Origin of the sequence: Microcoleus sp. CAWBG640 (assembly GCF_020883015.1) — a bacterium.
Lineage (GTDB): Bacteria > Cyanobacteriota > Cyanobacteriia > Cyanobacteriales > Microcoleaceae > Microcoleus > Microcoleus anatoxicus.
In genome coordinates this window covers 70,743-77,222 of the sequence record NZ_JAHRFC010000027.1, presented here as the reverse complement: position 1 = coordinate 77,222, position 6,480 = coordinate 70,743, and the positions used below count along the sequence as shown (strand labels likewise).

Genomic DNA, 6,480 nt, shown 5'->3' with positions numbered 1-6,480 from the left:
GTGAATCATCCAAGACAAAAATGAGTAGAAATACTCAACCTCGGTCACTCAGCATTACCCAGTAGTCCATTCTGAAAAATTGACGTGAGAGCGTGAGTCCTATCTGATGTAAGTTAAAATTGCGATCCTCTGCGAGGGCTGCGCTAACGGTAAAAACCAAGTTTATTACCTCACAGTTACCGGATAGATCACGAAAATGCGTTAATTACGATCGCCAGCAGTCAGCAATCATCACCAAAAATAGTGTAAACTGGCGATCGCGATCGACGCTTAAATCAGGATTCAGCAGCCCATGCAGAAAGCATCTGAGATGACAGTAGAAAACCTAGACCATCTGGGTCTGGTAGCCGGTCTAATTGATGAAATAAGAAGATTTAATTCATGCCCTCATGTCAATTTTTAGGAATGGACAAGTGGGTGATGCGATCGTTGCACAGATTTTTGGGTGTTTTTACTCACTATTATCTCGGATGATTCACTTTTAACCCCTCAATCCGCCTATGTGCCAGTTGGGGGTGCGGAATGTTGGTTAGTAAGGGGGGGTTGGGGGGGTAGATATTAGGCATCCTGCTTACCCTTGATGCAAAGGCTATAATAAATAGCCCAAATAGCCATGGGACGCAAATAGTGACAGGCCCGAAAAGTCCCCGTTGCCGTAATCGCTTCCGGCGTCCGAAACTGCAACCCATGGTCATAAATTTGCCGCACCACCGTATCAGTCAACTTAAATGCCTTATCCTCCATTCCCATCTGCACCAAAAAAGCAGCTAGCCCAAAATTAATCCCCGTCCAAACTTCTAGAGGATGAGTCGCATTCGGATTTTCCGGTGCACCATTGAGCATCAACCCATTGGCAGCCCCAAACTCACCATCTTTGAACTTCAGAAAGCAAGATTCGTAGACAGTTTCTAAAGCACTAATGGCACATTCTAGCGGCACAATGTCCGGCAAACCTAACAGTTTTGCGTAAAATTGACCGCACAATTGATCGGTCATTACTACTGCGGAATTACTCTCACTATCCAAACGGTAATATTGACCGTTCCAGAGTTTTTCTTGATAGTTTGGTCTGGCTTGTTCCAACCAACTGTGATATAATGCAATCTTTGCTTGAGGATTCGGAATTATTTCTGGCGCTCTATCTTCTAAGATTTCGCCGATCGCGATCGCACTTTCGAGCGCAGCCAACCACAAACCCCCACAATAGGCACTTATCCCCCGCATTTGCCAGTCATCAAACGTCTGATCCGGCGCTCCCGAATTCTCAGGAATCCCATCACCATCCTCATCAAAGGTTTTCAGATAAGCCAAAGCCTCAACAATTGCCGGCCAACAATCTTGCAAAAACTCATAATCTGTGCTACCAGTCAACAGGAAATCCCGATAAACTTGCAACACAAAATCCGAAGGCAAATCCTTCCACAAATTGCAATCTTGATAGCTAGTATAGTTCGTTTTCTCCCAAGGATGCTCGTTGGGAGCACCCAAATCGTGAGGAGTCGCACCCACAGCTTTTCTAATAGCCGCAGCTTGATTCCAGCCCACAATTCTCGGTGTATCATCGCCCGTAGAAATTGCCCGCGCAAAAGCGATCATTACCGATTTTTCTAATTCCGGCCACAACATCAATAAAGCAAAAGAACCGTAAAGACGCACGTCTAAACTTTCGTACCAACGGTAATCAAGGCACTCCAAAACTCCAAATTGACCCTTCGGATCGCGTTCATCAGCCGCAGTCCAAAGAGTACCGCCGTCAGTGAGGATATACAACTCATTAAACAAAGCCATTTTGAAGCTATCACTCAAATCTTCCCGTGACAAAATCGGTTTTTGCCAAGCTTCTATACTTTCGCGCCAAGTATCGGAATGCTTCATAGCAGTACGGATCATCGGCCAAGCATTTTTGCCATTGCGCCCAAAGAAATCTGTATAGCGGCGGTAATAACAAACTCCGGGTGCAAATTCAGTAATAGGGAAATCCCAGGCTAAAATAAATGGAATTTTGCGAGTTTTTCCTGGTCTAATTGTAAAGCGAACGGCGATCGCACAGGCCGATCTTTCTCCAGGGGCTGCGGGTGTCTCGTCTTTATCGTCCAACAAGAAACCTTCCCCAGAAAAGTGTCGCCAAATATCCTCCCCATTCCCCGCAGGATTCCAGCGAGTTTGATAGAATACTTCTACCGCTGGATTGGTAATAGTGGCGATCGCCCATTGTCCATCCCCTTCTTTTGGCTCATCATCAGCATTTAAGCGCGTCATGACACAGCCAATCCGGTGAAAATCTTCCACCAACAAATTCATATTTCCGCCACTTTCTCCCCACCGAGGCAGATACTCATAGGCGGGACTACCATCATCCCGAACCTTAACGGGAACCCCCCCGTAGCCCCCCTCAGTCAGGGGGGGCTGGGGGGGTATAGCGTTAGTAAACCAGCCAACAATATTCTCCCAAGTTAACATGATGCTGAGAGTAATGGGCGCATCTGTAGGATTGTGTGCCACCCATTCAAACATGGCAACTGGGTAACTGCTTTCTTGATAGTTATGAGGTATAATTGGTGAAAATTGTTCGCAACTTAATTGCGCCTGAAATACATTTTCATAAACAAACCAACTCCGAGGATACAAAGCATGATAAGTTCCCGAAGATTGAAATTCTTCCCCTCTTCCTTCTTCCTCTTCCCTCTTATTTTCCCCCCTTGGGGGGGGTAGGGGGGGGTTCTTCTTCCTTGGGTGGGGTTGCGGGGGGTTGACTTCTTCCTTCTTCCTTCTTCCTTCAGAAGGATACCATTTCCAACTAGATAAACTGCCATCTGTAGGCGTTTGAGTACACAATGCGTAAGCTTGTTTTTTGCCAGCAGTTTCTTCAAAAACGCTGAATTGACAAGCGGGCAAACTATTAAAAATGTGTTCGCCACCATCGATGTGCCACAGGTTGAAGTCTCCACGGGGCGATCGACCAATGCACCCAGCACCGAAGCCACCCAAGGGCATTCCGTGCCAAGGACCATCGTCGAGATTGCTGGCGTAGCGGACTGTGTAGGGGTTGTCCCAACCGAGGCCAATGGCGCGTTTCCAGGTGTGTGGAGGGATGTTTGGATTGGATGTGCGATCGTTCATGATTGATTTGTATAGGGAAAGGCGATCGGTGAAATTCCGGCAGAACCTTAATAGTATATGTAGGACTTACGCAAAAAACCCAGTTTCTGATTTAGATTTCAGATTTTAGATTGTAGCAAGCCACTTGATCTGGGCAGAATATCACCATCATGCAATTTTCAACATATTACCTTAATATTAAATTAGTTTCGGAGAACAAACCATGAAACGCGATGATGTACTAGCAATTGTAGCCGCACACCGAGAACAGTTGCAGAAAATGGGAGTAAAATCTCTTAACTTGTTTGGTTCAGTGGCACGAGATGAAGCTCGCTTAGATAGTGATGTAGACTTTTTAGTTGAATTCAATCAACCTGTAGGACTCTTTGAATTTATCGAAGTGCGGCTTTATTTGCAGGATATTTTGGGATGTTCAGTCGATTTGGGAACTCTGAAAGCTTTAAAACAACATTTGCGAGAACCTGTACTTAAGGATGTCATCCATGCCTTCTAGAAATTGGCGACTTCGCCTTCAAGATATTTTGCAATCTATTGATGAAATTCAACAACGGACCGCAGGTATGGACTTTGAGAGTTTCATCACAAACAGAACAGTTATTAAAGCTGTTCTTTACGATTTTGGCATCATCGGTGAGGCTAGCAGGCACATCCCCAGTGATATACAATCCCTATATCCTCAAATACCGTGGCGTTTGATGGCAGATATGCGGAATGTTATTTTTCACGAATACTTCCAGGTAGAATTGGAGATAGTTTGGATAGCTATTCAAAATAATCTGCCTTTGCTGGTATCACCACTACAGGAGATCCTATATCAGGAAGCATCGGGAGAATAGTTGGCTGGAACTGCGATCGTATTCCTAAAGATATAGTTTGACACGCCACTTTATCGGGGCAGAACATCATCTAACCGAAGTTCCAAGCTTTTTAACAGAGGAGAAATAACCAGTTCACCTAGGCGAAATTGTTGCTGGATATAATCTTGGTCAATCAGTTGACAAACTGTGATAGTAGGTTGTTTGGGTTTACCGATAAAAGCCACGCCTCCCAATCCACGATAATCAACTATCCAATATTCAGGAATTCCTAAAAGAGCATATTCTTCAACTTTTCGGGCGTAATCTGTTTCCCAATTAGTGCTGACGACTTCTACCACTAACTTAATCGATCGCCCCAGGGTAATCACAGGTTCTCTTTCCCAGAGAGGTTCGCTGACAAGGGCAGTTTCATCTAATACGACTATATCGGGACGGCGCGCGGTAGCTGCGTCGGAAAATGGACGGATCAAACAAGTGCGGGGAATGAACCAGGGTAGTTTTTCGGCTGCGATAACTATGCCGATTTGAGTTGCTAGTTTACCGCCGACGGTTTCGTGGGGGCCTGTGGGTTCCATCTCAACTAATTCTCCGTCAGCGAGCTCGTAGCGGAAGTTGTCAGAATAGCGATCGAGGAATGTTTCAAAAGTTAGGAATTTTTCTGTAGTGTAAATCATTAGAAATCAATACTTTTTTGCTTGATTTTAATTACAATAGTTTAGCATTGATGTCAAATAAAATTAGCCCGGAGATCCCCCCTAGCCCCCCTTAATAAGGGGGGGACAAGATTCCGGTCAAAGTCAACCCCTACTCCCCTTTTTTCCCCCCTTGGGGGGGGTAGGGGGGGGTGGGGGATTTAGGGGGATCTAGAATTAGATAAAAACGAGAGAGACAGATGGTTTCAGTTTTAATTGAATGTTGAAAACCTTATTCCTTCACCTCAACAAATCCCAAATCAGTCCCTTTCCCAGCATGAACTAAAGCCAACTTTTCGTAACGCCTAGCGTGCTCGATTAATTCCGCGGCTTCTTCCTGGGAAACATCCCGCAATCGCTTCGCAGGTACTCCGGTAACTAGGGTGTAAGGGGGAACGTCTTTGGTAACAACAGCCCCTGCACCGACGATAGAGCCTGTGCCTACCCTGACTCCATCGAGGACGATCGCCCCAATCCCGATCAAACAACCCCGTTCAATGTAAGCTGAGTGAATCACCGCTCGGTGTCCCACTGTCACAAAATCTTCCAAAACCGTAGGTTTTCCTGGATCGCCGTGTAAAACAGATCCATCTTGGATATTAGTACAAGAGCCGATCGCAATCCGCTCCACATCCCCTCGCACCACCGCCCCGTACCAAATACTCGCCCCCGCACCGACTTCTACCTTACCCATAACCACAGCACCGGCGGCGACAAAAGCAGCTTGGGAGAGATCGGGAATAGGCCAATAGGAAGGAAGTGTAGTCACGGATTCCTTGGGATTGCTCATCGAAAAAATGGGTTGACCTTAACCAATGGTCAATAGGAGATATAATACAAGTATTTGGGACTTTTGCAGAGAAAAAATTTTGGGACGCACTACATGATCGAAGTAGCCTTGCAATACCCGATGTTTGGCCCGGAGATTCAGTGTCCCCACTGTCGCCAAACAATTCCGGCTCTAACCCTCACGGATACCTATTTGTGTCCGCGTCACGGGGCATTTGAGGCCGATCCAAAAACGGGAGATTTAGTTCACCTTCAGTCTGGGCGACACTGGCGCCACTGGGAAAATGAATGGTATCGTCAGCACACTCACCCCGATGGAATTCGGTTTGAAATTCACGAAGCGCTCGATCGACTATATACTCAAGGCTACCGAGCAACTCGCATCATCATTGCCCAACGCTATCGGGAATTAATCAGCGTGTATTTAGAGCGCAGCACATCTTGGCGGGGTCAATCGGAATCTGCCATGCCGAAGCTTTACGGTTTACCTGTGGATTTTAGCCCCCAATCCCAGGAGGAACCTTGCTGGGAAGTGATTAATTTTGATTTGGAAAAAGAGCCAGGAGTTCCGATTCGATATCCCTATTTTCGGTTGTTTGAATAGTCATTAGTTAAATGCACCACGCTTCGATTCGTACTGCTAATATTCACCGGGCGATCGCCTTTTACGAACAGTTGGGATTTACTGTGAGCGATCGCTTTACCACCGGTTACACTCTCGCCTGTTGGATGGAAGGCCTCAACGGACGCATTGAACTCATCCAAATCCCGGAACCCAAACCAGCCCCTGATGCTTTTGGAGACGAGCATTATGTTGGATATTATCATCTATCCTTTGATTTAACTGAGGTGACATCTGACTTGCCTACTTGGTTAGAGTCTCTCAAACAACGGTTTGAGCAAGCAGCTTCTGAGGAACCAAGCCAGTTTCAGCCGCTGAAAGTTTTATTAGAACCGACTCAACAGGCGATCGGCGATCGTGTTTACGAAGTAGCTTTTATTGCCGATACAGATGGTTTACCTTTAGAGTTTATTTGGCGTCTGAATAACTGATGCAATTC

General features: G+C 46.0%; 7 protein-coding genes. 4 read left to right on the top strand and 3 right to left on the bottom strand.

Annotation, left to right across the window (positions count from 1 at the left end):
- Positions 1 to 558 precede the first annotated feature (558 nt).
- Positions 559 to 3,120, bottom strand: coding sequence for a GH116 family glycosyl hydrolase (locus AAFP11_RS15585; RefSeq protein ID WP_341737894.1), 2,562 nt, complete (start codon positions 3,118 to 3,120; stop codon positions 559 to 561).
- A 202-nt stretch (positions 3,121 to 3,322) separates the two neighbouring features.
- Here AAFP11_RS15585 and AAFP11_RS15580 point away from each other — a divergent pair, with 202 nt between their 5' ends.
- Positions 3,323 to 3,613, top strand: a complete 291-nt coding sequence (locus tag AAFP11_RS15580) for a nucleotidyltransferase family protein (RefSeq protein ID WP_341737893.1) — start codon at positions 3,323 to 3,325, stop codon at positions 3,611 to 3,613.
- The gene (locus tag AAFP11_RS15575; protein WP_341737892.1) at positions 3,603 to 3,956 is read left to right on the top strand and encodes a DUF86 domain-containing protein; all 354 of its coding nucleotides are present in this window, start codon (positions 3,603 to 3,605) and stop codon (positions 3,954 to 3,956) included. Before AAFP11_RS15580 ends, AAFP11_RS15575 begins: the two co-directional genes overlap by 11 nt.
- Before the next feature lie 50 nt (positions 3,957 to 4,006).
- Here AAFP11_RS15575 and AAFP11_RS15570 read toward each other — a convergent pair whose 3' ends face one another.
- Positions 4,007 to 4,612 carry a Uma2 family endonuclease gene (locus AAFP11_RS15570; RefSeq protein ID WP_341737891.1) on the bottom strand — a complete coding sequence of 202 codons (606 nt, stop codon included), beginning with the start codon at positions 4,610 to 4,612 and terminating at the stop codon, positions 4,007 to 4,009.
- Between the two features lie 250 nt (positions 4,613 to 4,862).
- Positions 4,863 to 5,420, bottom strand: a complete 558-nt coding sequence (locus tag AAFP11_RS15565) for a gamma carbonic anhydrase family protein (protein ID WP_341737890.1) — start codon at positions 5,418 to 5,420, stop codon at positions 4,863 to 4,865.
- A 93-nt stretch (positions 5,421 to 5,513) separates the two neighbouring features.
- Here AAFP11_RS15565 and AAFP11_RS15560 point away from each other — a divergent pair, with 93 nt between their 5' ends.
- Entirely contained in the window at positions 5,514 to 6,023 is a 510-nt protein-coding gene (locus AAFP11_RS15560) for a TIGR02652 family protein (protein WP_341737889.1), read from the top strand.
- 11 nt (positions 6,024 to 6,034) lie between these two features.
- Positions 6,035 to 6,472 (top strand): VOC family protein, encoded by a 438-nt coding sequence (locus tag AAFP11_RS15555; RefSeq protein WP_341737888.1) that lies wholly within the window; start codon positions 6,035 to 6,037, stop codon positions 6,470 to 6,472.
- The last annotated feature ends 8 nt before the right edge of the window (positions 6,473 to 6,480 follow it).